This window comes from Kitasatospora sp. NPDC053308 (assembly GCF_055585785.1).
This window is the reverse complement of the sequence record NZ_JBVJJY010000002.1, coordinates 183,822-210,692: the sequence shown is the minus strand read 5'-3', so window position 1 is coordinate 210,692 and position 26,871 is coordinate 183,822. Positions and strand designations below refer to the sequence as shown.

At 75.6% G+C, this 26,871-nt stretch carries 19 protein-coding genes and 1 pseudogene; 9 read left to right on the top strand and 11 right to left on the bottom strand.

Features of this window, described 5'->3' with window-relative positions; genetic code table 11:
• Nucleotides 1-69 precede the first annotated feature (69 nt).
• Together ACZ6Y7_RS06205 and ACZ6Y7_RS06200 are read left to right on the top strand one after the other, a co-directional pair.
• Complete coding sequence (locus ACZ6Y7_RS06205) at nt 70-627, top strand: nuclear transport factor 2 family protein (RefSeq protein WP_465756647.1); 558 nt, start codon at nt 70-72, stop codon at nt 625-627.
• Between the two features lie 167 nt (nt 628-794).
• Nucleotides 795-1,922 (top strand): TolB family protein, encoded by a 1,128-nt coding sequence (locus ACZ6Y7_RS06200; protein ID WP_465756646.1) that lies wholly within the window; start codon nt 795-797, stop codon nt 1,920-1,922.
• Nucleotides 1,923-2,023: 101 nt separating this feature from the next.
• On the opposite strand, the gene ACZ6Y7_RS06195 is transcribed toward ACZ6Y7_RS06200, so the two are convergent.
• Together ACZ6Y7_RS06195 and ACZ6Y7_RS06190 are read right to left on the bottom strand one after the other, a co-directional pair.
• Complete coding sequence (locus ACZ6Y7_RS06195; protein WP_465756645.1) at nt 2,024-2,617, bottom strand: hypothetical protein; 594 nt, start codon at nt 2,615-2,617, stop codon at nt 2,024-2,026.
• Between the two features lie 81 nt (nt 2,618-2,698).
• Nucleotides 2,699-3,235 (bottom strand): MarR family winged helix-turn-helix transcriptional regulator, encoded by a 537-nt coding sequence (locus ACZ6Y7_RS06190; protein WP_465756644.1) that lies wholly within the window; start codon nt 3,233-3,235, stop codon nt 2,699-2,701.
• Between the two features lie 80 nt (nt 3,236-3,315).
• Here ACZ6Y7_RS06190 and ACZ6Y7_RS06185 point away from each other — a divergent pair, with 80 nt between their 5' ends.
• Nucleotides 3,316-4,767, top strand: a complete 1,452-nt coding sequence (locus ACZ6Y7_RS06185) for an MFS transporter (RefSeq protein WP_465756643.1) — start codon at nt 3,316-3,318, stop codon at nt 4,765-4,767.
• Here ACZ6Y7_RS06185 and ACZ6Y7_RS06180 read toward each other — a convergent pair.
• A complete protein-coding gene (locus tag ACZ6Y7_RS06180) occupies nt 4,748-5,641 on the bottom strand; it encodes an alkaline phosphatase family protein (protein WP_465756642.1) in 894 nt (297 codons plus the stop codon). The genes ACZ6Y7_RS06185 and ACZ6Y7_RS06180 overlap by 20 nt on opposite strands.
• A 377-nt stretch (nt 5,642-6,018) precedes the next feature.
• Between ACZ6Y7_RS06180 and ACZ6Y7_RS06175 the strand changes: the two genes are divergently transcribed.
• Nucleotides 6,019-7,317 (top strand): serine hydrolase domain-containing protein, encoded by a 1,299-nt coding sequence (locus ACZ6Y7_RS06175; protein WP_465756641.1) that lies wholly within the window; start codon nt 6,019-6,021, stop codon nt 7,315-7,317.
• A gap of 99 nt (nt 7,318-7,416) precedes the next feature.
• Here the strand turns inward: ACZ6Y7_RS06175 and ACZ6Y7_RS06170 are convergent, their stop codons facing one another.
• Together ACZ6Y7_RS06170 and ACZ6Y7_RS06165 are read right to left on the bottom strand one after the other, a co-directional pair.
• Nucleotides 7,417-9,876, bottom strand: a complete 2,460-nt coding sequence (locus ACZ6Y7_RS06170) for an ATP-binding protein (protein ID WP_465756640.1) — start codon at nt 9,874-9,876, stop codon at nt 7,417-7,419.
• A gap of 409 nt (nt 9,877-10,285) precedes the next feature.
• Nucleotides 10,286-12,979 carry an AfsR/SARP family transcriptional regulator gene (locus ACZ6Y7_RS06165; RefSeq protein ID WP_465756639.1) on the bottom strand — a complete coding sequence of 898 codons (2,694 nt, stop codon included), beginning with the start codon at nt 12,977-12,979 and terminating at the stop codon, nt 10,286-10,288.
• 362 nt (nt 12,980-13,341) lie between these two features.
• On the opposite strand from ACZ6Y7_RS06165, the gene ACZ6Y7_RS06160 reads away from it, so the two are divergent.
• Nucleotides 13,342-16,164, top strand: a complete 2,823-nt coding sequence (locus tag ACZ6Y7_RS06160) for an AfsR/SARP family transcriptional regulator (RefSeq protein ID WP_465756638.1) — start codon at nt 13,342-13,344, stop codon at nt 16,162-16,164.
• A 9-nt stretch (nt 16,165-16,173) separates the two neighbouring features.
• Here the strand turns inward: ACZ6Y7_RS06160 and ACZ6Y7_RS06155 are convergent, their stop codons facing one another.
• Both ACZ6Y7_RS06155 and ACZ6Y7_RS06150 read right to left on the bottom strand, forming a co-directional pair.
• On the bottom strand, nt 16,174-16,899 hold the full coding sequence (locus ACZ6Y7_RS06155) for a sigma-70 family RNA polymerase sigma factor (RefSeq protein ID WP_465756637.1): 726 nt from the start codon (nt 16,897-16,899) through the stop codon (nt 16,174-16,176).
• A gap of 243 nt (nt 16,900-17,142) precedes the next feature.
• A complete protein-coding gene (locus tag ACZ6Y7_RS06150) occupies nt 17,143-17,496 on the bottom strand; it encodes a hypothetical protein (protein WP_465756636.1) in 354 nt (117 codons plus the stop codon).
• 287 nt (nt 17,497-17,783) lie between these two features.
• Here ACZ6Y7_RS06150 and ACZ6Y7_RS06145 point away from each other — a divergent pair, with 287 nt between their 5' ends.
• Nucleotides 17,784-18,764, top strand: coding sequence for a hypothetical protein (locus tag ACZ6Y7_RS06145; RefSeq protein WP_465756635.1), 981 nt, complete (start codon nt 17,784-17,786; stop codon nt 18,762-18,764).
• Nucleotides 18,765-19,591: 827 nt separating this feature from the next.
• Here ACZ6Y7_RS06145 and ACZ6Y7_RS06140 read toward each other — a convergent pair.
• A pseudogene (locus ACZ6Y7_RS06140) lies at nt 19,592-19,846 on the bottom strand (type VII secretion protein EccB); the annotation flags it as partial.
• Nucleotides 19,847-20,195: 349 nt separating this feature from the next.
• Between ACZ6Y7_RS06140 and ACZ6Y7_RS06135 the strand changes: the two are divergent.
• From ACZ6Y7_RS06135 to ACZ6Y7_RS06125, 3 genes are all read left to right on the top strand, one after another.
• Nucleotides 20,196-22,256 (top strand): phosphocholine-specific phospholipase C, encoded by a 2,061-nt coding sequence (locus tag ACZ6Y7_RS06135; protein ID WP_465756634.1) that lies wholly within the window; start codon nt 20,196-20,198, stop codon nt 22,254-22,256.
• Between the two features lie 252 nt (nt 22,257-22,508).
• A complete protein-coding gene (locus ACZ6Y7_RS06130; RefSeq protein ID WP_465756633.1) occupies nt 22,509-23,711 on the top strand; it encodes an MFS transporter in 1,203 nt (400 codons plus the stop codon).
• A 110-nt stretch (nt 23,712-23,821) separates the two neighbouring features.
• A complete protein-coding gene (locus ACZ6Y7_RS06125; protein WP_465756632.1) occupies nt 23,822-24,541 on the top strand; it encodes a class I SAM-dependent methyltransferase in 720 nt (239 codons plus the stop codon).
• Nucleotides 24,542-24,623: 82 nt separating this feature from the next.
• Here ACZ6Y7_RS06125 and ACZ6Y7_RS06120 read toward each other — a convergent pair whose 3' ends face one another.
• The 3 genes from ACZ6Y7_RS06120 to ACZ6Y7_RS06110 all read right to left on the bottom strand — a co-directional run bounded on the left by ACZ6Y7_RS06120 (nt 24,624) and on the right by ACZ6Y7_RS06110 (nt 26,855).
• On the bottom strand, nt 24,624-25,025 hold the full coding sequence (locus ACZ6Y7_RS06120) for a pyridoxamine 5'-phosphate oxidase family protein (protein ID WP_465756631.1): 402 nt from the start codon (nt 25,023-25,025) through the stop codon (nt 24,624-24,626).
• 112 nt (nt 25,026-25,137) lie between these two features.
• The gene (locus ACZ6Y7_RS06115; RefSeq protein WP_465756630.1) at nt 25,138-25,773 is read right to left on the bottom strand and encodes an MBL fold metallo-hydrolase; all 636 of its coding nucleotides are present in this window, start codon (nt 25,771-25,773) and stop codon (nt 25,138-25,140) included.
• Nucleotides 25,770-26,855, bottom strand: coding sequence for an S-(hydroxymethyl)mycothiol dehydrogenase (locus tag ACZ6Y7_RS06110; RefSeq protein WP_465756629.1), 1,086 nt, complete (start codon nt 26,853-26,855; stop codon nt 25,770-25,772). The genes ACZ6Y7_RS06115 and ACZ6Y7_RS06110 overlap by 4 nt, the downstream gene beginning before the upstream one ends.
• Between the last annotated feature and the right edge of the window lie 16 nt (nt 26,856-26,871).

The window sequence follows — 26,871 nt, the reverse complement described above, 5'->3', positions numbered from 1 at the left end:
CTATCGTAGCCAGGACCGTGAGAACGATCGTTCTCGCCGGCGGAATGCCCGTTCTCGAGGAGTTCACGCATGCCCGGACAGCACGACGGACCGCAGCACGACGGACCGCAGCACGACCGAAACCGGCACGACGGACCGCAGGAGCTCGGACCGCAGCAGGACGCGCCGCGCCCGCCGCTTCCCCCGTTCACCGAGGAGACCGCCCGGCAGAAGGTCCGGGCCGCCGAGGACGCCTGGAACACCCGCGACCCGCAGCGCGTCGCCCTCGCCTACACACCCGACAGCCGCTGGCGCAACCGCGCCGAGTTCCTCACCGGCCGCGGCCCGATCGCCGGGTTCCTCACCCGCAAGTGGCAGCGCGAGCGGGAGTACCGGCTGGTCAAGGAGCTCTGGGCGTACGACGGCGACCGGATCGCGGTCCGCTTCGCCTACGAGTGGCAGGACGACGCCGGTCACTGGTACCGCTCCTACGGCAACGAGAACTGGGAGTTCGCCCCGGACGGCCTGATGGCCCGGCGGCACGCCTCCATCAACGACCTGCCGATCACCGACGGGGAACGCCTGTTCCGCTGGCCGCTCGGCCGCCGCCCCGACGACCACCCGGGCCTGAGCGAACTCGGCCTCTGACGCCCCGGCCTCCGGCGCACTCGGACTCCGCCGGGGGCCGCCGACGCGGCGTCGGAGGCTTCCGCCCGGCACTGTTCCACTCCTGTGACCCAGCGCGAACCGGTCATTGACCTGGCGCTGGGAGTCTTCCCTCGGTACGACGAACAGCACTCGAGGGGGACCTGGACATGTCCGTGCGCAACAGATTCGGCACCGCCGCCGCGATCGCCCTGATGACCACCGTCGGCGCGGTCCTGCTCTCCGCCTGCGGTCCGGAGACCACCGGTTCCGGTCCCTCCGCGGCCCCGACCGACGCCCCACCCACCTCCGCGGCCCCGACCGACGCCCCACCCACCTCGGCGGCCCCGACCTCGGCGGCCCCGACCGGAACCGCACCCACCTCCGCGGCGCCGGGCACGGCCGCGCCCGGCACCCCGTCCCCCTCCGGCAGCACCGCACCGGCCGTCAAGGAGGTCAACGGCACCTCCGCCGCCAACCACCTCACCATCAGCACCGGCACCCAGAGCGTCGCGATGAACGGCACCACCGTCGACTTCGGCACCGTCGTCCGCGACCTCGCGTGGTCCCCCGACGGCAAGCGGGCCGCCTTCGTCAACGGCAACGGCGACCTGGTGCTCGCCAACCCGGACGGCACCGGGAAGGTCACGCTCGCCAAGAACCCCGGCGGGGAGACCTGGTCCCACCCCACCTGGCTGCGCGCCACCCTGGAGCCGGGGGACACCTCCGGCGCCGCGGGCCTCGAACGCTTCGACGCCATCGTCTTCGCCTCCGCCACGGGCGGTGCGCTGAAGCTGGAGCAGGTGCCCACCAAGACGCCGGGCGCCACCCCCGAGGTACTCACCCCGCACAGCTACGAGGGCGGCGACGACAACCTCCCGCAGCCGCCGCAGACCGGCAACACCTGGCCCAACGCGGGCGGCCACCGCGCCGCGATCGCGTACGCCAACACCCCGGCCGGCGAGGTGTACATCTACGACGACTACATCCGGCCCAACGCCCGGGACATGGGCAAGGGCTCCCAGCCTGCGCTGTCCCCGGACGGCGAGCACCTGGTCTTCGTCCGCTCGGTGGACGGGCACGACCACCTGTTCACCCGCTCCACCCAGTTCGACCGGAAGACCGAGAAGGACCTCACCCCCTCGGCCGCCACCGACTACACCGAGCCCGTCTGGTCGCCCGACGGCAGGACCATCGCGGCCCGCACCGCGGACGGCGTCAGCACCGTGCCCGCCGACGGCTCGGCCGCACCGGCCCAGATCTCCACGATCAAGGGCCTGCCCGCCTTCCGGCCGTGAGCCCCCACCCGCGCGGCCCGGGCCGCAGCGTCCCGGCCGACGGCCTCCGTACAGCGGACTCAGTGCAGCGACCTCCGTAGAGCGGCCTCGGCGCAGTGGCCTCAGTGCCCCCGGCCGGGCTTCGCCAACTCCGCGCGCAGCTCGGCCAGGTGCTCGTCGGCGGAGCCGTGCGGCAGGAACTCGACCAGGTCGAGGAAGCGGAACAGCACCCGGGTCTCGGTGACGGCGTACTCGTAGTCGGCGAACCCGACCACTGCCCCCAGGCCCCCGCGCGCCGCCCCGCGGACGGCGGCCGAGGTCAGGCCGTCGGCCGTGTCCTCGGCGGTCGCCCGCCGCCGGGCGTTCGGCCGCGCCAGGTACGGGCAGACCATCGAGGCGTACAGCATGCACGCGCGGTGCCCGGGGCCCTCCATGGTCGGCGCGAGGTTGCGGTACGACCGCCCGTCCGCGAGCGCCGCGGCGATCGCGGCGCTCTCGGCGGGCCCGACGACCCGCCACACCGGCCCGCGTTCCATGAACCGGCCGCACACCGAACAGCGCCGCTCCATCGCGCAGTTCGCGCTGCGCCCGGGATCGGTCAGCGCGAACTGCGGCTCGCCCCGGTGCCAGGGCGTGATCGCCGGCACCGGGTACCCCCGCCCGTCCCGGGGGCGCGCCCCCACACCGTCCGGCATCGGCACCTGTTCGAATCGCACGGCCCTATCGATACCAGCAGCGCGACCCCCGGGTCGACCCCGGCAGGCGTGCCGCCCCCGGCCCCCTTCCGCCCGAGCATCTCAGGCCGGACGGCCGTCCTCGGGGGCCTCCTGGGCCAGCGTCACCTTCCGCAGCAGGTCGGACAGCGTGCGCCGCTCCTCCTCGGACAGCACGCCCAGCAACCGGCGCTCCTCCCGCCCGACCACGTCCAGCGCCTCGTGCCAGGCGGCGCGCCCGGCGTCCGTCAACACGATGTCGACCTTGCGGCGGTCCGCCGTTGACGGCGTGCGCACCACGAAGCCCCGCCGTTCGAGGGCCTCGAGGCGGCCGGTGATCGACGCCGGGGCGAGGTTGAGGTCGGCCCGGAGGTCGGAGGGGGCGGCGTGGCCACCGCGCCCGGCGAGCTCGTGGAGCGTGTCGAACTCGTGCTTCTGCAGGCCGAAGTCGGCGACGCCCTGTTCCCGGACCCGGCGGAAGTGCCGGGTGAGCTTGCCCATCCGGGTGACGGCGGCCTCGATGTCCGGGTCGAGGTCGGGCAGCACCGGCCGCCAGCGCTCGACGTGGCCGTCCGTCCAGTCGCGGGGCGGGGTGGAGTGCTGATGGGGGTGCTCGGCCATGGGAGGAGTCTACAAACCCCAAAGCTACGTCACCAAAATATTCGTTGCCAAAATTTCGTCACCGAAATACAGTGCGGCGCGTGACCAGACTTCCGTGGGCCGGACACCCGGCGACCCGACACCCGCACCCCCGGCACCCCTTGCACCTGCCGGGCTTCCGCCTGCTCTTCCTCGGCCGGACGATCTCCACCCTCGGCGACGCCGTCGTCCCCGCCGCCCTCGCGATCGCCATCACCCGGGCCACCGGCTCCTCCGGCGCGCTCGCCCTGGTGCTGGGCTGCGCGATGGTGCCGCGCCTGCTCCTGCTGCCCTTCGGCGGGGTGGCCGGGGACCGGTTCGATCCGCGCGTCGTCGCGCTCACCACCGACCTGGTGCGGGCAGTGGCCCAGTTGCTCGTCGGCCTGGAACTGCTCGGCGGTCGTCCCGACCTGGGGCACATCGCGCTCGCCTCGGCCGTCGGCGGCACCGCCTCCGCCTTCGCCATGCCCACCTCCTCGCCGCTGGTCGCGGCGACCGTCCGGGGTGAGCTGCGGCTGCGGGCGAACTCCCTGCTCGGCACCGCGACCGGGGTCGCCCGCCTCGGCGGCCCGGCGCTCGCCGGGGTCCTGGTGTACACCGCCGGAGCCGGCTGGGCCTTCCTGCTGGACGCCGCGTCCTTCCTGGTCAGCGCCGCCCTGCTCACCCGGCTCACCGTCGTGCGCGGCGCCGACGCGGAGGCGACCGCGGCCGAACCGCGCTCGCTGCGCCGGGACCTCGCGGAGGGCTGGAGCGAGGTGCGCTCCCGGGACTGGTACTGGACCAGCCTGATCGCCCACGGCGTGTGGAACGGGGCGAGCGCCGTCCTGCTCACCCTCGGCCCGCTGATCGCCGCGACCCGGCTCGGCGGCGACGGCGTCTGGGTGGCGCTCACCCAGGCCGGCGCGGTGGGTCTGCTGGTCGGCTCGCTGATCGCCGGGCGCCTGCGCCCGCGCCGTCCGGTCCTGGCCGGCAACCTCGCGCTGGCGCTGTTCGGGCTGCCGCTGCTCGCGCTCGCCCTCCCGGCCCCGGCGGCCCTCGCGGTGGCCGCACAGGGGGTGGCGATGGCCGGGCTGGGCTTCCTCAACCCGGTCTGGGAGACGGTGGTACAGCAGGACTTCCCGGCCGGGACGCTGGCCCGGGTCACCTCGTACGACTGGCTGCTCTCGCTGGGCGCCGCGCCGCTCGGGTACGTGCTGGCGCCGCTGGCCGCCGACGCCTGGGGCAGCCGGGTGCCGCTGTTGACGGCGGCGGCGCTGGTGACGCTGGTCTGCGCGGGCACGGCGGCGGTGCCCGGCGTCCGGCGGCACGGGACCCGGCGGCCGGACGCGCGACCCCTGACCGGAACCGAGTCCGGGTCCGGGACCGGAGCGGCGGCCGGGACCGGGACCGGAGCCGGGCCGGCGACCGAGCGGCCACCGGTCCGGACCGAGACTCCGGCTCCGGCCCCGGCTCCGACTCCAGCTCCGACAGGGGTCACGCACCGATCGGCCGGGCTCAGCTCCAGATGCCGGTGATGTCGCTCGCGGAGGCCGCGTTGCCCGCGTGGCCGCCGGTACCGGCCAGGTCCTCCACCGTGCGCAGCACGTTGTAGTGGTTGTAGGTGGTCGAGGAACTGCTGCCCGGGGTGACGTGGGCGCCGTAGATGACGGTCGGGATCCGGTTGCCGGACAGGCTGTTGTCCTCGTCGAAGGTGACGATCAGCAGGCTGTTGTGGGTCTGCGCCCAGGTGGCGTAGGCGCCGAGGTTGTTCTTGATCCAGGTGTCGCCGGTGCTGACCGAGCAGTCGTGCATGTCGCTGCAGAGGTTCGGCACCACGAAGGAGACGTTCGGCAGGGTGCTGTAGTCGGTCGGGAACTGCGCGAAGGTCTTGGCGGAGCTCAGCGGGACGTTGCCGAAGCCGAACCAGGGGTTGTGCTTCTGGGCGTACTTGCCGCTGCTGCACGTGGTGCTGCCCTGGCTGGGCAGGGACTCGTTGTAGCTGGCCCAGGTCTTGCCGGCGGCGATCACCTCGGAGGCCAGGTTGGCGCTCTGGAAGCCGCCGACCGTCACGCAGCTGTCGTCGACGCGGCCCTGGGTGGAGCCGGAGAACAGCGCGTAGTAGTTCGGCTCGCTCGGGTGGGTGATGCCGAAGGACTGGGTGAGGTTGGCGCCGCCCGCCTTGAGCGAGTTGAGGTACGGGGCGCTGCTGCTGCCGATGACCTGGGTGTAGGCGTGGTTCTCCATCACCACGACGACGACGTGGTCGGGCGTGGGCAGGGCGGCCGCCGACGCGGTGGTGGCGGTCGCCGCCCACAGGCCGGCCGAGGCGGCGACCAGGGCGACGGCCGAGCCGATCGCGGTGGCGGTGCGGCGGGATCGGACGCTCGCGGGCTTCGTGGACGAAGTCATGACAATCCTTGGGTGAGGGAGCGGCCCGGCGCGCCACCCGGCATGGGAGTGGGCGGCGCCCCGGGCCGCCGCGGCCGGTGACGGGGTGTCGGGCGGGTGTGTCGGTGACCGGGGGTCCGGCAGGCAGCCGGAGCCGGGGGACCGGGACGCGCGGGAGCGCCCGAACAGCATGGGGTGCGCGCCGTGACCCGGGTAGACGACGGCAGGTGAAACCTTGGCCCCGGAGCGGGAAACGAACGGTGCGGCCACCCGGGTGGCGCCCGCAACGGACAGCGCGGGCGGACCGGTTCACTTTGAATTCGGCCGCGCGGCCGGTGATAGTGATCTTCGAACGGCGCGGCCCGACGCCGCGTCAGCTGACGAGAGAGCCGAGGAACATGGCGAAGACCAGCCTTCTGCGTCCCCTCGCGGTGGCCGCCGCCGGTGTCGTCCTGGTGGCGACCGGCGCCGCGCACGCCGCGGCCGCCGACCGGGGCACCGCCGACGCGCCCGCCTCCGACATCGCCGGCGTGCGGGCCGCCCTCCAGGCCACCACGGCGGCCGGCGCGCCGGGCGCCTTCGCGGTGATCCGCGACCACGGCGACCTGGAGGGCACCCGCTCGGTCGCGGTCGGCAAGGCCGACCTGGACGGGACCCCGATGAACTCCTCGTGGAGGTTCCGGGTCGGCAGCAACAGCAAGATGTTCGCCGCCGTTCTCGTGATGCAGCTGGCGGAGCAGGGCCGGATCGACCTCGACAAGCCGCTGCGCGACTACCTCCCCGCGGGCACCCTGCCCGACGGCGACGCCTGGACGATGACGGGCCGCCAGGTGATGGAGCACCGGGCCGGCGTCTACGACCACACCAACGACCTGCTGGAGCAGGCCGGCGAGGAGACCACCAGCGCGTTCGAGGCGCGCATCCGCAGCACCGTGTACGACCCGCGCGACCTGGTGGCCATGTCGGTCAAGCACGGCGTGCAGTACGCCCCCGGCAGCCGCTACTCGTACTCCAACACCGACTTCGTGCTGATGGGCCTCGCGGTCGAGCACCTCACGGGCCGGCCGTACGCCGAGGTGCTGAACGAGCGGATCATCCAGCCGCTCGGCCTGCGCAAGACCTCCTTCGTGGTGCCCGACCAGAAGATCCGCGGCGCCCACGTCACCGGCTACCTCACCAACGACGACCGCAGCAAGCCGCTGCTGGACTCCACCGAGCAGAACGGCTCCTGGGTGTGGAGCGCCGGCGCCGTCATCTCCGACGCCGAGGACCTCGACACCTTCCTCACCGCCCTGCTGGCCGGCGAGCGGGGCGGGCTGGTCTCGGACGACTCGCTGCGGCAGATGACCGCCGCCCTGCCCACGCCCACCGCGAAGGTCTCCTACGGCCTCGGGCTCCGCCGCATCTCGCTGACCTGCGGGGACGTGTACGGGCACGGCGGCATCGTGCAGGGCTTCCAGACCCAGTCCTTCGCCACCCCGGACGGGCGGCGCAGCGTGGTGGTCTTCGCCAACGCCTCCAACAACGGCGCGGTGACGCAGGGGCTGATGAACACGCTGGAGCAGGCCTTCTGCGGGAAGAAGCCCGCCGTCGCGCCGCGGTCGGACTTCGCGCCGGGTGCGCACGCCCCGAGCGCCTCGGTGGAGCGGGTGCCGGTGGTGGAGGACCTGCCCGTGGTGGAGGACACCCGGATCTGACCCACCGGCCTCCCGGCCCCAGCCCCAGCCCCGGCCCCAGCGCCGGGACGGCGCCCGCTCCCCGCCCGCTCCCACGCGCGCGGGGAGCGGGCGCCGCCGTCAGTGCCCCGGCGGGCCGGGCCGGGGGCCGTCCGCGCTCAGGTCGGTGAGCGCCTCGGTGAGCAGTTCGCGGGCCTCCTCGGGGCGGCCCTGCTCGATCAGCGCGGTGCCGAGCTCGGTCAGCGTCTTGGTCATGCTGTCCGGTCGGCCGACCGCCTCGTAGTGCACCAAGGCCTGCCGGTAGGCCTTCTCCGCGGCCGGCCAGCGTTTCAACGCCGCGCGGTCCAGGCCCAGTTCGTGCGCGGTCATGGCCGCCATCAGATTCATCAGCGGCGAGGACCAGCGCTCCACCAGTTCCAGGGCACCGGCCAGCGCCCGGCGGCGGGTGTCCGCCGCCTCCTCGGCCCGGCCGGACTCCCGCAGGCAGTTGGCGGCGCCGCGCAGGGTGACCAGTCGGCCGATCAGCGCCGAGCGGCTGTCCACCTCGGCGAACGCCTCCGCCGCCCGCTGGAAGGCCTCGGTCGCTTCGGGGTGCCGCTGCAGCCGGCGCAGCCCGGCGGCGAGGTAGGTGAGCGCCCAGCCCTGCTGCTCGCGGTCGCCCAGCTCCTGCGCCAACTCCAGCGCCTCGGAGGCCAGTTCGATGCCGCGCTGGTAGCGGTGCAGACAGGTGACGTGCGTCCAGGCCAGGTAGTTGACGTGCACGGCCTCGGCGCGCCGGTCACCGAGCGCGCGGGCGGCGTCCACCGAGAGCTGGAACACCTCCTCCCAGATGCCCCAGCTCAGCAGGCGGTCCGAGAACCAGTGCATGGCCTCGGCGGTGTCGACCACCTCCCGGTGGCGGCCGGCCTGCTGCGCGTGGTACAGCGCGGCCAGCCACTCCGGGTGCTCGTGCTCCAGCCAGCGCGCCGCCTCGGTGAGGTGGGCGACAGCGGACCCGGCCGGCTCGACGCCGTCCTTGGCGCGCTCGGGGTCGAAGCGCAGCCCGTAGTCGGCGGCCCGGTCGAGGATCCAGCGCCCGGCCCGGGTGCGGGCCCCCTCCAGTTCCTCGGCCGTCTCGTCGAGGGCCAGCCGCTCGGCCGCGTAGAGCCGCACCAGGTCGTGCAGGCGGTAGCGGTCCGGAGTGGCCGGCTGCACCAGTCCGGCGTCGACCAGCTGTTCCAGCACCAGTTCGGTCCTGGCCGCCGAGCGGCCCGCGTAGGCGCCGGCGACCATCGCGGTGAAGTCCGGCCCGGCGGTCAACGCACAGCGGCGGAGAATCAGTTGGGCCTCGGCGGGCAGTCGGCGGTAGGACAGTTCGAAGGCCGTGCGGACCGCCAGGTCGCCGGTCTCCAGCAGGTCCAGCCGGTTCTCCTCGGCGGCCAGCTGGCGCACCAGGTGGGAGACCGGCTGCTGCGGCCGGGCGACCAGCCGCTGTCCGGCGATCCGCAGCGCGAGCGGCAGGTAGCCGCAGAGCGCGGCCAGTTCGGCGGTGGCGTCCGGCGCGGCCTCGATCCGCTCGCGGCCGGCGATCCGGGCCAGCAGGCCGGCCGCCTCGGCCGGGGACAGCACGTCCAGGCTCAGCCGGTGCACCGACTCCAGGCCTGGCAGCGCGTTGCGACTGGTCACGAGGGTCACGGCCGGTCCGGAGCCCGGCAGCAGCGGGCGCACCTGGCCCTCGTCGGCGGCGTCGTCCAGCACCAGGACCAGCCGCCGCTCGCGCACCAGCGCCCGGTAGAGACCGGCCCGCTCCTCCGTCCCGGCGGGCACCGCGCCGTCCTGGACGCCGAGGGCACGCAGCACCTGGCCGAGCGCGTCACGGGCGGGCAGCGGCTGGGCGGACGTCCCGCCGAGGTCCAGGGAGAGCTGGCCGTCCGGGAAGCGCTCGGCCAGGCAGTGCGCGGCGTGCAGGGCGAAGGCGGTCTTGCCGAGGCCCGGCTGACCGCTCACCAGCACCACACGGGGGTGGGCGGGCCGCTCGTCCGCGGCGAGGCGGAGCAGCGTGGCGAGGGCGCTCTCCCGGGCGGTGAAGTCGGCGATGTCGCGCGGCAGGGCGAGGGCGTGCTGGCCCCCGGCGAGCGGCGGAGCGGTGGCGGTCGTCCCCGTCGTCCCCTCAGCGGCCGACGTGCCGGCGGAGGGCGCGGCGGCGGCGGAGCGCGGCAGGGCGGTCGGCGGCGCGGTGGAGGGCGCGACGGCGGTCGGTGCCCCGGCGGAAGGCGCGGCCGCCTGGGCCACGACCCCGGCCGGGCTCGGCCGGACACCACGAGGCCGCCCGGACTGGGCGGCGCGCTCCAGCGCCTCCGTCCGCGCCCCGTCCAGACCCAGCGCGACCGCCAGGGCCCGCACGGTGCGCCGCTGCGGGCCGCGGGTGCGGCCGCGCTCCATGTCCCCGAGGGCGCGCAGGCTGACCCCGGCGGCCGCGGCCAGTTCCTCCTGGGTCAGGCCGGCCGCCACCCGGTGCCCGGACAGCAGCCGACTGAACTCGCCGATGTCCGCTCCCGCGCCCGTACCCGCGTCCGCACGTGGCCCGCCGCCAGCCGTCATGTCCCGCCCCCACTCCGTCGGCCGCTCGCTCGGCCACGCCCGCGCGGCCTCGTTCGCCCCGCCCTGCCCGTGTCGGCACTTCTGCCGGCTTCGCCCGGCAGCAGTGCCAGGCAGAAGTATGCCCTGCCGGCGGAACTGCCCTGTACCCGATCGTTCGCCGACGTCCCACCCGCACCGGGGCGTACGCCCCGGCGCCGGGCGGCCGGGCCCCGCGGCGGTTCCACTCATCAGAACTGCCGGTAGTTCCGCCTGTGGTCCCGCAATCCGGTGGAACCGCGGGCCGCCGGTCAAGGGATCACGCGGGGATTCCGGGCCCGCCGACGGCCCGGTTCGGCCGGATTGCGGGACCGCCCACCGCCCGCGACCACCCGCGCCGGTGAGCAGGCGGGCACCGGGGGGGCGCACAACCTCAGCCGCCACCCGCCGTCAGCGCCTCGGCCCGGCGCCGGGCCTCGGCTGCCTCCACGCTGCGGCCCAGCTCGCCCAGCAGGTCCGCGAGCAGGCCGTGTGCGCGCGCCTCCAGGGCCGGATCCCCGACGGTACGGCCCACGGCCACGGCGAGCCGGGCCGAGGAGAGCGCGGCGTCCCGGCGGCCGAGGGCGTGCAGGGCGCCGGCGCGGCCGAGCGTGGCGAGCACGGCTTCGGCGCCGCCGCCGCGCTCGGCAGCGACCCGGACGGCCTCCTCGGCGTGGGCGAGGGCCCGCCCCGGCTCTCCGGCCAGGACCAGGGCGTCCGCGAGCTCGGTGAGCGAGCCCACCAGCAGGTGTCCGGTGGCCGGAGTGCGGGCGGCGGACACCAGCTCGGTGAGCAGGGGCAGCGCCCGGTCGGGGCGGCCGGCCTGCAGCAGCGCGGCGGCCACCCGGCTCCGGCAGTGGTGGCGCAGCGCCGCGTCGCCCGCCCGCTCGGCCGCGGCGACAGCCCGGTCCAGCTGCTCGGCGGCGGTGCGGTGGGCGGCGCGGGCGACGTGCAGCACGGCGAGGTCGGTGCCGAGCCGGGCGACGGCCGCCTCGTCCCCGTCCGCGTGCGCGGCGCGCAGCCCGGCTTCGACGACCTCGCGCCAGTGCGCCCGGTCGTGGCCGGTGGCCTGGTACAGCCGGGCGATCCGGTGGGCGAGCCGCCAGCAGCCGACCGAACGCCCGTACTGCTCGGCGCAGACCACGACGGCTCGCAGGGCGCGCTCCTCGCGTCCGAACCAGGCCGCCGCGCGCGCGCCGCCGCTGCCGGCCGCGCCTGCGGCGGTGCACTCGGCCGTCCACCCGGCGGTGGCGTCCAGGTAGTGCGCGATCAGCCGGTCGAGGGCGACGAACCGTTCGTCGCAGGTGAGGTCGGCCGCCTGCCGGGCGGCGTAGCGGCCCACCAGCGCGCGCCGGGCGTAGTGGCCGGGCTTCGCCTCCTCCACCAGGTGGACGGTGTCCAGCTCGGCCAGCAGGGTGCGGGTGGCGGCGGGCGGGAGGTCGGCGAGGGCGGCGGCGGTGTCGGTGTCGATCACCGCGCCCGGGTGCAGGCCGAGCAGGGTGAACAGCCGGGCGGCGGCGGGCGGCAGGGTCCGGTAGGTCCGGTCCAGGGCGGTGGTGAGGCCGACCGGGCCGCGTCCGGTGCCGGTGCCGCCGCCGGAGAGGGCGGCCAACCCCGTCTCCTCGTCGGCGAGTTCGCGGACCAGGTCGGCGACGGACCAGTCGGGCCGCGCGATCAGCCTGGCGGCGGCCAGGCGCAGCGCGAGCGGCAGGCGGTCGCAGCGCTCGGCGAGGTCCTCGACGGCGTCCGGGTCCTCGGCGGTCCGTTCCGGTCCGAGGGTGCGGGTGAGCAGCGCGGCGGCGTCCTCGGGGGTGAGGGTGTCCAGCGGTACCGGTACGGCGCCCACCCGGACCAGCAGGTGGCGCTGGCGGCTGCGGCTGGTCACGACGGCGACGGGGGCGCACGCCCCCGCGGCGTCCTCGCGCGGCGGGTCGGGCAGCAGGGGGGCGAGCTGTTCGTACGAGGCGGCGTCGTCCAGCAGGATCGCCGCCCGCCGGCCGGCGACGAGCTCGCGGTAGCGGCGGGAGCGGTCCGCGGTCGAGGCCGGGAGGTCGTCCGGGGCGACGCCGAGGGCGACGAGGAACTCACCCAGGACGTCGCCGGCCTCGCGCGGCCCGTCCGGGTCGAAGCCGCGCAGGTCGGCACTGAGCACACCGTCCGGAAAGTGCCCGGTGCCGCGCACCGCCGCCCAGTGCCGGACCAGGGCGGTCTTGCCGACGCCGGCCGGGCCGGTCACCAGGAGCGGGCGACCGGACCGGGCGGCGGACAGGGCCGCGTCCAGCCGGGCGAGTTCGGCGCTCCGGCCGACGAAGCGGCGGTCGGGCGGGGCAGCGGGGGCCTCGAACCGCTCAGCGGCGCGCCGCAGTTCGGGCCCGGGCAGGCCGGCCGGCCGAGCCGGCCCGCGCTCGTAGCGCTCCCGCGCCTCCGCGCTCCGCCCGGCCTGCTCCAGGCAGCGGACCAGCAGCACGGGCAGGGTCTGCCGGGAGGGGTGGGCGTCGGCCGCCGCCGCCAGTTCGGTGACGGTCTCACCGCCGCGCCCCGCCCGCAGCAGCCCCTCGGCCAGCCGCTCCAGGGCGCGTAGCCGCAGGTCGGTGAGGTGCGGCAGGGTCCGTTCGCGCAGCAGGGCGGATCCGCAGTCGCTGAGCGCCGGGCCGCGCCACAGGTCCAGCGCGGCCCGCAGCAGCGGCAGCGCGGGATCGTCGTGCGCCGTGCCGTCCGGCGCCGTCCCGCCCGGGGCGGACGGCGCGGGCAGCAGCACGCCCGCTTCCTCGCACAGCCGGGAGAAGCGCAGCGCGTCGACCCGCTCGGGCTCGCCGGCCAGCGCGTACCCGGCGCCCCGGGTCTCCAGCGCCAGCCCCGGCCCGTCCAGCAGCTGACGCAGCGCCGCGACGTGCCCCTGCAGCGCGGCCCGTGCGGTGGGCGGCGCGGCGCCGTCCCAGACCAGCTCGATCAGCTCCCCGGTGGCCACCGTCTGGTTCAGCCGCACGGCGAGCGCGCTCAGCAGCGCCCGCCGCTTGGGCGCCGAGGGCGTGACCGCCGTCCCGTCCTCCCGCCGGACGACCACCGGCCCGAGCAGATCGATGTGCACGCGTCCCTCTCCTCCCCCAGCCGTCGGCTCCCGTCCGAGGATAGGCCCGACCTGCCCGTTCATCCGCCGGCGAGCCCCGTCCACCCGGGCGGTCGCCCGGCTCGGGGCCCGCGCACCGCGCCGCCGCTGCCGCAGCCGTCCGAATTCCGAAGAGTTCTACACGAAGGATCCTTCGGCCCCAAGGCCTCCACGCCCGGCGCCGGTTTAGGCGGCGAGAAACCTCGGCGGTGGGTGCAACCCGCACCCACCCCGTGTGCGTACAGGGGGCAGACCGCCAACCTGGCACGGACCGGACAGGTCCGCGGACTACACTGCTCCGCCCCGGGTCCCACCTGGGGTTTGGTGCGAACGGAATGGGGTACGTGGTGCGAATTCGGCTGCTCGGCCCGGTGGAGTTGCGGGTCGGGTCGGACGGCTTCGCCACCCTCGCGGGGGCGCAGCGGCGGGCGATCCTGGCACTGCTGGCGCTGGAACTCGGGCGCGTGGTCACCATGGACCGGCTCTGCGAGGCCCTGTGGGGTGAACGGCCGCCGGCCAGCGCGCGGGCGGCGGTGCAGGGACACGTGGCCGCGCTGCGCAAGCTGCTCGCCGGCACGCCGTTCGACCTGCACACCCGGGCGCCGGGTTACCTGCTGGCCGGCCCCGCCGACGAGGTGGACGCGCTGCGGTTCCAGACGCTGACCGCCCGGGCCGCCGGGCACACGGAGCGCGCCGAGGACGCCGAGGCCATCGCCCTGCTGGAGGAGGCTCAGCGCCTGTGGCGCGGCGAGGCCCTCGCCGACCTGCCCGACACCCCGCTGCGGGCCGCCGCGGTGGACCACCTCAAGGAGTCCCGCACCGCGGCCCTGCTCGGCTGGGCCTCGCTGCGGCTGCGCCAGGGCACCGGGGCGGCGGCGGTGGCCGTGCTGGAGCAGGAGGTCCGGACGGACGGGCTGCGCGAGGAGCTGGTGGCACTGCTGATGCGCTGCCTGCGCCAGGCCGGCCGCCCCGCGGACGCGCTGACCGCCTACCACCGGGCCCGCCGGCGGCTGGACGGCGAACTGGGCATCCGGCCCGGCCCGGCCCTGCAGGCGGCGCTCGCCGAGGTCCTGGCCGACGACCCGCCGCAGCCCCCGCCCGCCGCGCCTCCCGCGCCCGCGCCGGCCGCCCACGTCCCGGATCGACTCCCCCGCCGGTTCGTGGACTTCATCGGCCGACAGGCCGAGCTCGACCGGCTCGACCAAGCCTGCGCACCGGACCGCGTGACCGACGGACCGGTCCTCGTGGTCGGCCCCGCCGGGGTCGGCAAGAGCGCCCTGGTCGCCGCCTGGGCGCACCGGGCCGCCGACCGCTTCCCCGACGGCCGGCTGTACGCCGACCTGCGCGGCCTGGCCCAGGACGGCCCGGCCCGGCCCGAGGCCGTCCTCGCCGACTTCCTGCACGCACTCGGCGTCCCGGCCGACGCCGTCCCCGCCGACCGCGCCGCACGCGCCGCACTGTTCCGCGAACGCACCCGGGGCCGGCGGCTCCTGGTGGTCCTCGACGACGCCGCCGGCCCCGAGCAGGTCGGTGAGCTGCTGCCCGACGGGCCGGACTGCGTCGCGGTGGTCACCAGCAGGACCTCGTTGGAGGACCTGATCACCCTCGACGGCGCCGTCCTGCTGCGCCTGGCCGCGCCGTCCGAGGAGGAGGCCCTGCTGCTCCTGGAACGCGCCCTGACACCCGAGCGGGTGCGCGCCGACCGGGAAGCCGCCGGCCGGCTCGTGCGGCTCTGCGACCGGCTGCCGCTCGCCCTGCGGATCGCGGCCGCCCGGCTGACCGCCCAGCCCGACTGGACGGTCACCGAGCTGGCCGACGAACTCGTCGACGAGCGCACCCGGCTGGCCGTCCTGGACGCCGGCGGCACCCTCGGCGTCGAAGCGCAGCTTCGCCTGACCTATCGTCAACTCTCCTCCACAGCGTCCGAGCTTTTCACCGCCCTGGCCGTCCACCCCGGCGCGGAGTTCGACCTCACCGCGAGTGCCGCCCTGCTCGCGGCCGACACCACCACCACGCACGCGGCACTCGGCGAACTCGCCGCCCACCACCTGCTCACCGGCACCACCCCCGGCCGCTACCGCCGCACCGGCCTGGTCCGCCTGTTCGGCGCCGGACTGCTCGCCGAACTGCCCGAGGCCGCGCGGCGACTGTTCCGGGAGCGCCTGGCGGACTACTACCTCGCCGCCCTCCAGCACTGCGGGTTCTACCTGGACCCCGGCCAGGAGGACTCCGACTCCCCCGCCCATCCGCCGCACACCCTCCCGGCTGTCGGCGACATCCGGGCCGCCCTCGACTGGTTCCGCGCCGAGGAGCCCGCCGTCCGGGCGCTGGTCGGCGCCGTCACCACCACCGATCCCGAGCGCGCCTGGCGGATCGCCCTGACCGCCGGGTCCCTCTACTACGGCGCCAGCCTCTTCACCCACTGGCTGGACCGTGCCACCGCGGGCCTGGCGGCGGCCGAACGCTGCGGCGACCCGGGCGCGATCGCGCTGCTGCTCAACTGCCGTGCCCAGGCCCTGATCGCGCTCGAACGGCGACGCGAAGCGGCCGACGCCGCCCGGAAGGCCGTCACCCTCACCGACACCGCGGACGGGCCCCGGGCCACCTCCGCCCGCATCCGGGCGCTCGCCACCCTCGCCCTGGCCACCGCGATGCTCGGCGACACCGCCGAGGCCCAACGGCTGGCGGCCTCCGCCACCTCACTCGCCGTGGCCTCCGGCAATCGCCGACGGCTCGTCGACGCCAAGATCCACCAGGGCGCGGTCGGCCTGGCCTCCGGCGACCCGGACACCGCGCGGCGCCACTCCCGCGAGGCCTCCGACCTGCTGCCGCCCACCCCGGTGACCCAGGTCCACCTCTGGGCGTTGCTCACCGAAGCACAGTCCCTCCCACTGACCGTCCGCGAGGGGGCCGCCGACCTCGTCTGGCACCGGCTGCTCGCCGCCTGCGAGGAGGCCGGGCTGCTCTACGGGCACGCGCTCGCCGAACAGTCCTACGCCGCCTACCTGGTGGCCCGCGGCCGCGCCCCGGAGGTGAGCGGCCGGCTGCGCTCGGCACTCGACCGCTTCCGCCGCCACGAGCAACTCGCCGGGTACCGCAGCGAGTTCGCCAGCAGCCTGGAGCAGTCGCTCAACCTCCGCTCGCCGGACCGGTCGCCGGCGCGTTAGCCGGGCCGGTCACCGGACCGCGGCGGCACCGTTCTCCGCCGCCGTCCGGCGCTCGGGCTGCGGGGGCCGGCGCTCCGCCGGAGCGTACCCGTGCTCCGCCGCCAGCACCGGGCGCATCGCGCGGATCGCGTAGAAGTTGCGCGACTTGACCGTCCCCGGCGGCACCCCCAGCCGCGCGGAGGCCTCCAGCACCGACCGGTCCTTCAGGTGCAGCTCGACCAGCACCTCGCGGTGGTGCTTCTGCACCCGCCGCAGCGCCAGCGCGATGTCCCGGGCGACCACCACCCGCTCGTACGGGTCGTCGTGCTGCGGGCGGTCCTCCACCGGCTCGCCGATCACCTCCTTGGCACGGGCGGCGGCCATCCGGTAGTGGTCGATGGCGATCCGCCGGGCCACCGTGAACAACCAGGGCCGGCTCTGCTCGGCCCCGGCGCTCAGCGCCTCCGGGTTCTGCCAGGCGCGCAGCAGGGTCTCCTGCAGGATGTCCTCGGCCTTGCCGCGGTCCCCGCCGGTGGCCCGCAGCAGCGCGCGCAGCAGGTAGCCGCCGTGCAGGCGGTGGATCTCGGCGAGCGTGTCCGGGTCGAGGGTCGGTCGGGCCCGGTCGGCGGGGGCGGTGACGGGCTCCGCCCGGTCGGTGACGGGACCGGCCGGGGCGATGACGGCCCCCACCGCGTCCGACGGGTCCCCGGAGGGCTGGGTGACGGACGTGGACGGGGCGACGGACGGATTCGACACGCGCTACCTCTCAGATCGGGCAAGGGGACACGGCACGGCAGGCGCCGCTCGGCGCCTGCCGGACATCCCCGGCGGCGGCTACGACCCTCACGCTGCCGGAGCGCGCCAAGTCCTCACCAACGATCCGCCAACGCCATCCGCCGGCCTCCGACCGACCACCGGACCGAACCACCGGACCGACCACCGGACGGTACGTCAGGGCGAGCGCGGCACCCGGCCCGCCCGCCCGCAACCCGCCATCCCTCAGCGGAGGTTGAGCTCCCGCAACAACTCCTGCACACCGTCCTCGCCGCGGTGCTCGATCAGCGTCGCGACCCAGGTCACCACCCGTTCCCGCTCCACCGGCGACCACCCCGATGACGACGGGTGCTCGTCCACCACCATCGCCGAGGCCACCCCCCACAGCCCCCGCGGCGCCGACCCCGGCTTCCAGCGGCCGTCCGCGACCGCCCGCAGTGCCAACCGCCGCGCCACCGCGATCACCTCCTCCGCAGTCGCCTCCGGCACCACCAACCCGGTCGGACCTGGCACGCTCGGCGCCCCCGCCCGCACCAGCGCCGCGACGAACGCCCGCACCTCCGGCCCGTCCGCGTCCATCCCCTGCTCATCCCCCGCCGTCCCCATCACGGGACTCACACTCCTTCGACCTCGGTGGCACTCGGCGGGCGCCGAGTGCCACCGCATGACGGTACCGATCGGTGTCCGGTCGGGTGCGGCAATTTCGCGCGTACGACGAGGGGAGCCAGCAGCGCTCCGCCCCGCTCAACGGTCCTCCCGCGAAGAACGGTTCAGGTGAACCGGAACGAAGGCTTCGAGCGTAGGGACAGCTGTACGGAGCGGCCGGACGCACCCGCCGCGCGCAACACGGACCGGAAGGACAGACCGTGGCCCTCTCCGACGGCACCACCGGCGCCGCACCCGGCAGCACGGGCACCCGCACCCAGGCCGCCCCCGACTACTCGCCGGCGGCCTGGCCCGCCCCCGTCGCCCTGCGGCCGAGGCAACCGCTCGACCCGCTCGGCACCGTCCTGATCCCGGCCGCCGAACGGCAGTTGTACACCCGCGGCCCGGTCGGCAGCCCACCCCCGGCGCCGACGCCCACCCCGCCCCCGGCGCCGGCCCGGCCCCCGGCAGCGGCACCGACCCGGCCCCCGGCAGCGGCCCCCCGAGCGATCGCCGATCCGCCGCGCAGCCGCATCCTCGCCCTCGGCGGCCAAGCCCGACGCCGACACCTCGTCGACCGCATCCGCGTCCCGCTGCGCGCCTGCCACCGGATCACCGTCCTGGGCGGCCCCACCGCAGGGGGCATCGCCGCCGTCCTCGGCGCCGTGCTCGCCGAACACCGCACCGACACGGTCCTCGTCCTCGTCCCCGGCGGTCCGACCACAGCCGAACGGCACCCCGGCAGCCGGCTCGTCGTCCACGCCGCGCCACCGCACCCCGCGGCCCTCCCCGCCACCCTCGCCGAACTCAGCGGCCACTACCCCGTGATCCTCACCGACACCACCACCTCCCCCGTCGACCTGCGACCGGCCGCCGTCCCGCACGCCGACCAAGTCGTCATCTGCGAACCCGCCACCGCCACCGGCGCCCGGAACGCCGACGCCCTCCTCGACCACCTCACCGCCCTCGGCCGCCACGACCTGGTCCACGGCGCCGCCACCGTGTTCACCCCCGCCCCACCCACCGACCGCGCCATCGCCGAACGCGACCTCCTCACCCACTTCCGCACCCGCTGCCGCGGCGCCCTCACCCTTCCACCCCACACCCCGGCCGCCCCCACGGCCCTCCGCCCCCGCACCCGCCTCGCCTACCTCGAACTCGCCGCCCTCATCGGCGACACCATGTCCAGCCGCCACCCCTGACCCGTACCCGGATCCGCCCAACCCCGGGCAACCACGCGCAATGCGAGCACGCCGACGAGCGAGACGACCGCGCCCGCGGGCACAACACACCCCGCGACCCGCGCGACTCCACCGCTCCCGGTCGCGACCGCGAGGGCCATGGACAGCGGGCCGCGACCTCGGCGACGACGGTCCGCCGCACGGATCCGGCATTCCGCACCGGAGCGCCCACGAACCCGCCCGCGGCCGAGCCGCCGCCGCGGCCCCCTCGAAGTCCTCCACCCCGCACGCTGACCCTCACCTGCCCTCCACCCGGCCCGGGCTCGAGCCAGGGTGAGAGCGCGAGGCCGGCCGGCGTGGCGGTGGCGGGGCCATGAGGGCGAATCGGCCAAGCCCCGCTCAGCGGACGTCGGCGCAGCCCCCGCACCAGGCGCGCGGGTGAGGACGGCGCTGACGACGATGGCGACGAAGCAGGTCAGGACACCAGCCGCCGGGCGCTCTGCCGGAGGCCGAACGGCATGACGGACCGGGCCACGAGAACGAACCGGCCAAACCCGCTCAGCGGACCCCCGCGCGGCCCCGGCGCCGGAGCGGCCCTGGTCGGGAGGCGAGGGAGCGGCGGCGAGGCGGCTGCGGGGCGAGCGGCGGGGCGAGCGGCGGAATGGCGCGGGCGGGGTGGCCGGCGGGGGGGTGTGGGCGGGTGGTCTGCGTCCCTGTGCCGCGCGCCGGATCCCCGCGGTCCTCCCGGCGGGCGGCGTGTGAGGGCCATGGTGGTGGCCGGGCGGGGCGTCGGTCGTGGGGCGGGCGGCGTGGGGGGCCGTGAGGGCCGAGCGGCTGCGCCCTTGTCAGTAGCGGGCCCCGGTCTCCTCGACCACTACCAGCGTGCCGGGCTTGGCCCAGGCGTCGCTGCCGCCGGGGCTGATCACCCCGTACACCGTGACGCCGAGCCCGATCAGCACCGCCACCGCCAGCCCGGTCATGGTGCCCCGGGTGGTCCGCCCGGTGGGGGTGTCCGGCGCATCGGGCTCCGCTCGCAGCATGCCCGAGGCCAGCCTGCTCATCACGAACAGGTGCGCCTGCACCTGGTCGCGTCGGGACTGCATCCGGTTCCTCCCCGCCTCGTGGGGCGCACTGGTCCACCGGGGGCGGACGCCCCCCCGTGCCACGCCTTCCTTCGAGCTACGGGCGGCGGCCCGGGCCGGGTTCACGGTCCGTCCGGCGGCGCGCACAGGCCGGACGGCGGCGCACCGGCCGGGCGGCGGCGCACCGGCTGGGCAGCCGCACAACGTCCGGGCGGCGGCCGGGCGGCCGAACGTGTTCAGACAACTCAAGGCGTTCGCCCGGCGTACAGCGGGCAGTCATGAATGGTCCGCCGGGAGGTACCCCACAGGCGCTGTCCTGGGGGCACCGTCCCGTCCGCCGCTCCCCCGACACCCAGAGGTCACCCCACCCATGGCAGAGCTGAACCGCCGTCGTTTCCTCCAACTCGCGGGCGCCACCGCCGCGTTCACCACGTTGTCGCAGAGCATCGCCCGGGCCGCGGCGATCGCCCCGCAGGGCGCCACCGGCACCCTCCAGGACGTCGAGCACATCGTCGTCCTGATGCAGGAGAACCGTTCCTTCGACCACTACTTCGGCGCGATGAAGGGCGTCCGCGGCTTCGGCGACCCCCGCCCGGTGACCCTGCCCAGCGGCAAATCCGTGTGGCACCAGACGGACAGCGGCAAGAAGGAGGTGCTGCCGTTCCGCCCCCAGGTGAACGACCTCGGGATGCAGTTCGTCCAGGACCTCAACCACGACTGGGCCGGCGGCCACAAGGCCTTCAACAACGGCAAGTACGACCAGTGGGTGCCCGCCAAGACGGCCACCACCATGGCCTACCTGACCCGCCAGGACATCCCGTTCCACTACGCGCTCGCCGACGCCTTCACCCTCTGCGACGCCTACCACTGCTCGTTCATCGGCTCGACCGACCCGAACCGCTACTACATGTGGACCGGCTTCACCGGCAACAACGGCACCGGCGGCGGCCCCGTCCTCGGCAACCAGGAGGCCGGCTACGGCTGGACCACCTACCCCGAGCGGCTGGAGCGGGCCGGGGTCTCCTGGAAGATCTACCAGGACATCGGCGACGGCCTGGACGCGGCGGGCTCCTGGGGCTGGATATCCGACCCCTACCGCGGTAACTACGGCGACAACTCGCTGCTCTACTTCACCAACTACCGCAACGCCCAGCCCGGCCAGCCGCTCTACGACAAGGCCCGCACCGGCACCGACGCCAAGGCCGGCGACGGCCTGTTCGACGTCCTGCGCCGCGACGTCCAGGCCGGCACGCTGCCGCAGATCTCCTGGATCGCCGCCCCCGAGGCCTTCACCGAACACCCCAACTGGCCCGCCAACTACGGCGCCTGGTACGTCTCCCAGGTGCTCGACGCGCTCACCTCCAACCCCGACGTGTGGGCCCGCACCGCGCTGTTCATCACCTACGACGAGAACGACGGCTTCTTCGACCACGTCGTGCCGCCGTTCCCGCCCTCCTCCGCCTCCCAGGGCCTGTCCACGGTGTCCACCACGGCCGACTACTTCGCCGGCAACGCGAGCTACGCGGCCGGCCCGTACGGCCTCGGCCAGCGGGTGCCGATGCTGGTCGTCTCGCCCTGGAGCACCGGCGGCTACACCTGCTCCGAGACCTTCGACCACACCTCGATCATCCGGTTCATGGAGCGCCGCTTCGGCGTGCTGGAGCCCAACATCTCGCCCTGGCGGCGCGCCGTCTGCGGCGACCTGACCTCCGCCTTCGACTTCACCGCGTCGAACACCGCCCCGGCCGCGCTGCCCTCCACGGCCGGCTACCTCCCGCCGGACCGCAACCGGCACCCCGACTACGTGCCCGCCCCGCCCGCCACCGGCACCATGCCCAAGCAGGAGCCCGGCGCCAAGCCCACCCGCCCGCTGAAGTACGCCCCGTACGTGGACGGCGCCGCCGACACCGCCACCGGCAAGTACCGCCTCGCCTTCAGCGGCGGCGCGGCCGCCGGCGCCCAGTTCCTGGTGACCTCGGCCAACCGCACCGACGGCCCCTGGACGTACACCGCCGAGGCCGGCAAGTCCATCACGGACACCTGGAACACCACCTACTCCAAGGGCGTCACCGACCTGACCGTGCACGGCCCCAACGGCTTCCTGCGCCGCTTCCGCAACCCCGGCAAGACCGCCGGGCCCGAGGTCACCGCCCGGCACAACCCGACCACCGGCAGCCTGGACCTCACCCTCACCAACGCGGGCACCGCGGACGTCGTCCTCACCGTGAGCAACGCCTACGCCGGCACCCCGCAGACCGTCACCGTCCGCCGCGGCGCCACCGTCTCCTACACCGTCGACCTGCGCACCTGCCGCAACTGGTACGACGTGACCGTCACCTCCAACGCCACCACCGACTTCGTCCGCCGCCTGGCCGGCCACGTCGAGACCGGCGCCCCGGGCCTGTCCGACCCGGGCATCCTCACCTACTGAACCTCCGGAACCCCCTGAAACCACGGGACCCGCTGGACCCGCCCCGCTGGACCCGCTGGACCCACGGCACCGCCGACACCGGCGCCCCGCCCCGGGCCCCTCACCTGTCCGGGGCGGGCCGCCGGGCCCCACCCGGCCCGCCGGGAGGCCAACGCACCGGGAGGGCCCACCCGTCGGGAGGGGCCCGCCATTCGGCGCAGCGCACCTCCGGGCGGCACCGGCCCGGCCCGGCGCCCCGCCTATCGTGGGCGGATGACCGACCGTCGGACCGCCCGGCCGACCGCGGGCCTCCCCGGCTACCTCGTGGCCGCCGCCGCCTTCGCCGTCTGCATGACGGGCACCACCCTCCCCACCCCCCTCTACGGGCTGTACCAGGACGAGATCGGCTTCTCCGAGCTGACCGTGACGGTCGTCTTCGCCGTCTACGCCCTCGGCGTCATCGGCGTCCTGCTGCTGGTCGGCAACGTCTCCGACACCGTCGGGCGCCGTCCCGTCCTGCTCTGCGGGCTCGGCTTCGCCGCCTGCAGCGCCGCCGTCTTCCTCGGCGCGGACTCCGTGCCGCTGCTCCTCCTCGGCCGGCTGCTGTCCGGCCTCTCGGCGGGCCTGTTCACCGGCACCGGCACCGCGTACGTGCTGGAGCTCGCCGCGCCCGAGCAACGCGCCCGCGCCGGCTTCGTCGCGACCGCCGCCAACATGGGCGGGCTCGGCTGCGGGCCCCTGCTCGCCGGGGTGCTCGCCGAGTACGCGCCCGACCCGCTGGTCCTGCCGTTCGTCGTGCACCTGGTGCTGCTCGCGGCCTCCTTCGCGCTCACCCTCCGCCTGCCGGAGACGGTCGCCGGCGCCCGCCCGCTGCGCACCGCGCGGCCGAACCCGCCGTCCCTGCCGCCGGAGGTCCGCGGGGTGTTCGTCCCGGCCGGGATCGCCGCCTTCGCGGGCTTCTCCCTGCTGGGCGTGTTCACCTCGGTCAGCCCGGCGTTCCTGGCCGGCGAGCTCGGCGTCGACAACCACGCCGTGATCGGCCTGATCGTCTTTACCGCCTTCTTCGCCTCCACCCTCGGCCAGCTCCTGGTGCCCCGGCTGGGCACCGCGCGGGCGATCCCGCTGGGCTGCCTGGTGCTGATCGCCGGGCTGGCCCTGCTGTCCGCCTCGCTCGCCTGGACCCTCCTCGCCCCGCTGGTGCTCAGCGCGCTGGTCGGCGGGGCAGGTCAGGGCATGGCGCTGCGCGGGGCGGTCGGCGAGGTCGCCGCCGCGAGCCCCGCCGAGCACCGCGGCGGGGCCCTCTCCGCCCTGTTCGTGGTCGCCTACTTCGGGATCTCGATCCCGGTCATCGGCGTCGGCCTGCTCACCGGGCCGGTCGGCCTGGCCCGCGCCGGCCTCGTCTTCGCCGCCTGCATGGCCGTCCTGGCCGCCGCCTCCGGCGCGTACCTGCTGCGCCGGGCGGCCGGCGGGGCCTGAGGCGCCGGTACGCACCGCCGGGCGCTCCGGGTGGCGGTGCTTGCCGCCCCGGCCCCGGTACCGGTAGACACGGTCCGAACACTGTGCGTGATACCCGGAGGTCAACCGCCATGAGCGTGACGAGTCGGTACAGGGAGGCCTGGGAGGGCTTCTGGCGCGAGGCGCCGGAGGAGCCGAGCTCGGTGATCTGGGACGCGGAGCCGGCCCTCACCGCCGAACGCCACCTCGCGCTGTTCGCCCCGCACCTCACCGACCCCGGACTGCCGCTCGTCGACCTCGGCTGCGGCAACGGCACCCAGACCCGCTACCTGGCCGAACGCTTCGGGCGGGTCCTCGGGGTCGACCTGTCCGCCGCCGCCCTGGACCTCGCCCGGCGCCGGGATCCCACCGGGGCGGCCGAGTTCGACCGACTGGACGCGACCGACCCCGAGGCCGTCCGGGCCCTCCACGACCGTCTCGGCGACGCCAACGTGTACGTGCGCGGGGTGATCCACCAGAGCGAGCCGGCCGACCGCCGACCGGTCGCCGAGGCCGTCGCCGCCCTGCTCGGCGCGCACGGCCGGGCCTTCGTGGTCGAGCTCTCCGAGACCGCCAAGAAGGTGCTGGCCGACCTCGCCGAGGGCCCGTCCGGGCCGCCGCCCAAGCTGCGCCCGGTGTTCGCCCACGGCCTCGCCCCCGCCGAGGTCGCCGACGCGGCCTTCGGCGACCTCTTCCGCGCGGCCGGCCTCACCGTCCTCGCCTCCGGCGACCTGCCGCTGGCCACCACCGAGTCCGCCCCCGACGGCAGCCGGATCGAACTCCCGGCCCGGTGGCTCGTCGTGGGCTCCTGAGCCCTGCCGAGGTACGCCCGACGAACAGCGGGGAACGGCCGTTCTCGAAAGCGAGAACGGCCGTTCCGGCGACGCGGGCCGCTCAGCCGCGGCCGAGGACGCGGTCCACGGCGATCTCGATGACCACCCGGTCCGGGTTCACCCGCGGCGGGCGGTAGCGCTCGGCGTAGCGCCGCTCCGCGTCGGCCACCTGCTCGGGCTCGTCGCGGACGACCGCCACGCCCTCCAGGGTCGCCCAGCGGGCCCGGTCGACCTGGCAGACGGCGACCCGCAGTCCCCGCGCACCGGCGGCCGCGACGTTGAGCGCCTTGCGGCTGCTACGGCTGGTGATCACCCGGGCGGTCGCCGTCTCCGGCTCGAACGTCACGCCCACCGGCACCACGTGCGGCGTGCCGTCCGGACGGATGGTGGTCAGGGTGGAGATGTGCCGCTCGCGCCAGAAGGCGAGCATGGCGTCGTCGAGGTCGCGCGGGTCATGGGCCATGGTCGGGATGGTACGGCCCCCGGGGAACGATCCGTCCCCGGGGGCCGTGCGGCTACCGGGGCCGTACGGGCACCGGGGGCCGTACGGGCACGACGTCACGGCCGTGCGACCGTCAGTGGCCGCGGGCGATCCACTCCGGCAGGGCCGGGGCCTCGGCGCCGATGGTGGTCGGGTCGCCGTGGCCGGTGCGCACCACCGTCTCGGCCGGGAGGGTCAGCAGGCGCTCCCGGATCGAGTCGATGATGGTCGGGAAGTGCGAGAAGGACCGGCCGGTCGCGCCCGGGCCGCCCTGGAAGAGGGTGTCGCCGGTGAAGACGGTGCCCAGCGCGGGGGCGTACAGGCAGACCGCGCCGGGGGCGTGGCCCGGGGTGTGCAGGACGGTCAGTTCGACGCCGGCCACCTCGATCCGCTGACCGTCCGCCAGTTCGCCGTCCGGGAGGCGGTCGGGGTGGGTCTGCTGCCACAGCGGCAGGTCGTCCGGGTGCAGCAGGATCGGCGCGCCGGTCCTGGCGGCCAGGGCCGGGGCCGCGTCGATGTGGTCGTTGTGCGCGTGGGTGGAGACGATCGCCAGCAGCCGACGGCTGCCGAGCGCCGCCTCGATCGCCTCGGCGTCGTGCGCGGCGTCGATCACGACCGCCTCGCGGTCGTCGCCGACGATCCAGACGTTGTTCTCCACCTCCCAGCTCCCGCCGTCGAGTTCGAAGGTCCCGGCGGTCACCAGCCGGTCGATCCGGGCGGAGGTGCTCACAGGACCACCACCGAACGCAGGACGTCGCCGCGGTGCATGCGCTCGAAGGCCTGCTCCACCGCGTCGAGTTCGATGGTCTCGGTGACGAAGGCGCCCAGGTCCAGCCGGCCCTGGAGGTAGAGGTCGATGAGCATCGGGAAGTCCCGCGAGGGCAGGCAGTCGCCGTACCAGGAGGACTTGAGGGCGCCGCCGCGGCCGAACACGTCGAGCAGCGGGAGTTCCAGCCGCATCTCGGGGGTGGGCACGCCGACCAGGACGACGGTGCCGGCCAGGTCGCGGGCGTAGAAGGCCTGCCGGTAGGTCTCGGGCCGGCCGACCGCCTCGACCACCACGTCCGCGCCGTTGCCGCCGGTGAGCTCGCGGATCGCCTCGACCGGGTCGGTGGTGCGGGAGTTGACGGTGTGGGTGGCGCCGAGGGCGCGGGCGGTCTCCAGCTTGCGGTCGTCGATGTCCACGGCGATGATCTTCGCCGCGCCCGCCAGCCGGGAGCCCATCACGGCCGCGCCGCCGACGCCGCCGCAGCCGATGACGGCGACCGCGTCGCCGCGGCCGACGTTGCCGGTGTTGATCGCGGCGCCGATGCCCGCCATCACCCCGCAGCCCAGCAGGCCGGCCACGGCCGGCTCGGCGGCCGGGTCGACCTTGGTGCACTGGCCGGCCGCGACCAGGGTCTTCTCGGCGAACGCGCCGATCCCCAGCGCCGGGGACAGCTCGGTGCCGTCCAGCAGGGTCATCCGCTGCTTCGCGTTGTGGGTGGCGAAGCAGTACTGCGGGCGCCCGCGCCGACAGGCCCGGCACTGTCCGCACACCGCACGCCAGTTGAGGATCACGAAGTCACCGGGCTCGACCTCGGTGACGCCGTCGCCGACCGACTCCACGACGCCCGCGGCCTCGTGGCCGAGCAGGAACGGGAACTCGTCGTTGATGCCGCCCTCGCGGTAGTGGAGGTCGGTGTGGCAGACGCCGCACGCCTGGATCCGGACCACCGCCTCGCCCGGGCCTGGGTCCGGCACCACGATCGTGGTCACCTCCACGGGCGCGCCCTTGGCGCGCGCGATCACTGCCTTGACCTGCTGGGGCATCCGATTCCACCTCCGA